Source organism: Mesorhizobium sp. M7A.F.Ca.CA.002.15.2.1, from assembly GCF_003998715.1.
In the GTDB taxonomy this organism is placed as follows: domain Bacteria; phylum Pseudomonadota; class Alphaproteobacteria; order Rhizobiales; family Rhizobiaceae; genus Mesorhizobium; species Mesorhizobium ciceri.
On the sequence record NZ_RZPI01000999.1, the window covers coordinates 1 to 1,325 of the forward strand.

Consider the following 1,325-nt stretch of genomic DNA (forward strand, 5'->3'; position numbering starts at 1 on the left):
CGCGCTCCCTCCGGCCCGCCGGTTGCGCGTCGCCATCCTTGGCGGCGGCTTTTCCGGCGCGGCGGTGGCCTGGCATCTGGCGCGGGCACCTCAATCGGAGCGCCTGTCGATTTCCGTCATCGAGCCGCGACCAGCGCTCGGCGGCGGCCTGGCCTATTCCAGCGAGGAACCGTCGCACCGGGTCAATGTCCCCGCAGTCAGGATGAGCATGGCTCCCGATGATCCGCAGCATTTTGCACGCTGGTTGGCTGGCAGCGGAGAACTCGAACACGACCCGGATGCCATCTGGAAGAACGGCGACGCTTTTCCGCGCCGTCGCGTATTCGGCCGCTACGTCGCCGAGCATCTGGCGCCGTATCTCGGTTCCGGCCTTGTCCATCATGTCGAAGGTTCCGCCACACGCGTGACACGCGATGCCAGTGGCGCGGGCTGGACCGTGCACACCTCTGCCGGACCGGTCGTCGCCGATATCCTCGTCCTGGCAGCGACGCATCCGCGGCCCGGAATTCCCAACGCGCTGGCCTCGCTGACGGAAGCGCCAGGTTTCGTCGCCGATCCGTACTCTTCCGCCGCGCTTTCAGGGATCGGGCCGGAGGCGTCGGTGCTGATCGTCGGCTCCGGGTTGACCTCGGCCGACATGGTCGCCGAACTTGACCGCCGTGGCCATCGCGGCCGTATCCTCGCGCTGTCGCGCCGCGGCCTGCGCTCGCGCGGCCACCCGGATATCAGGGGCGAGCCTTTTGGCGACTTTGCATCCGCGCCGGCCACGACGGCGCTCGGCCTGCTCAAGACCATTCGCGCGACGCTGGCGGCCGCGCGCGCCGCCAATGTCAACTGGCAGTCGGTCTTCGATCAGCTGCGCCTCCAGGGGCCGGTGCTGTGGGCCGCACTTGCGCCGCCGGAGCGGGCAAGGCTGGTGCGCCAGCTGCGCGTGTTCTGGGACGTGCATCGTTTCAGGATCGCGCCGCAGGTCGCCGCGGTGCTCGACCGGCGTCATGCCGCCGGTACAGTCGACACCATTGCCGCCAGGCTTGTCGCGTCGAACGACGAGGACGGCAGCCTGGCTGTCAGCTTTCAACGGCGCGGGCAGACCCGGATCGAGACGATGCGCTTCGCTGCCGTCATCAACACCACCGGTCCGGCCCATGGGCAGGCGCTGCAGCTGAACCCGGCGCTAAGCTCGCTGGCGGAAGCCGGCTTGATCAGGACGGACCAATATGGGCTTGGCATCGAGACAGGTCTCGACAGCCGCGCGATCGGCCGGGACGGCGCGGCGGTCGCGACACTCCTGGTCGCCGGCCCGCTGGCACGAGGGACTTTCGGCG

The 1,325-nt window shown here is 69.3% G+C and carries 1 protein-coding gene; it reads left to right on the plus strand.

The annotated features are described in order from the left end of the window. Positions 1 to 1,325, plus strand: a 1,325-nt coding sequence (locus ENZ74_RS31975; protein WP_127313296.1) for an FAD/NAD(P)-binding protein, incomplete at both ends; no start/stop codon positions are given.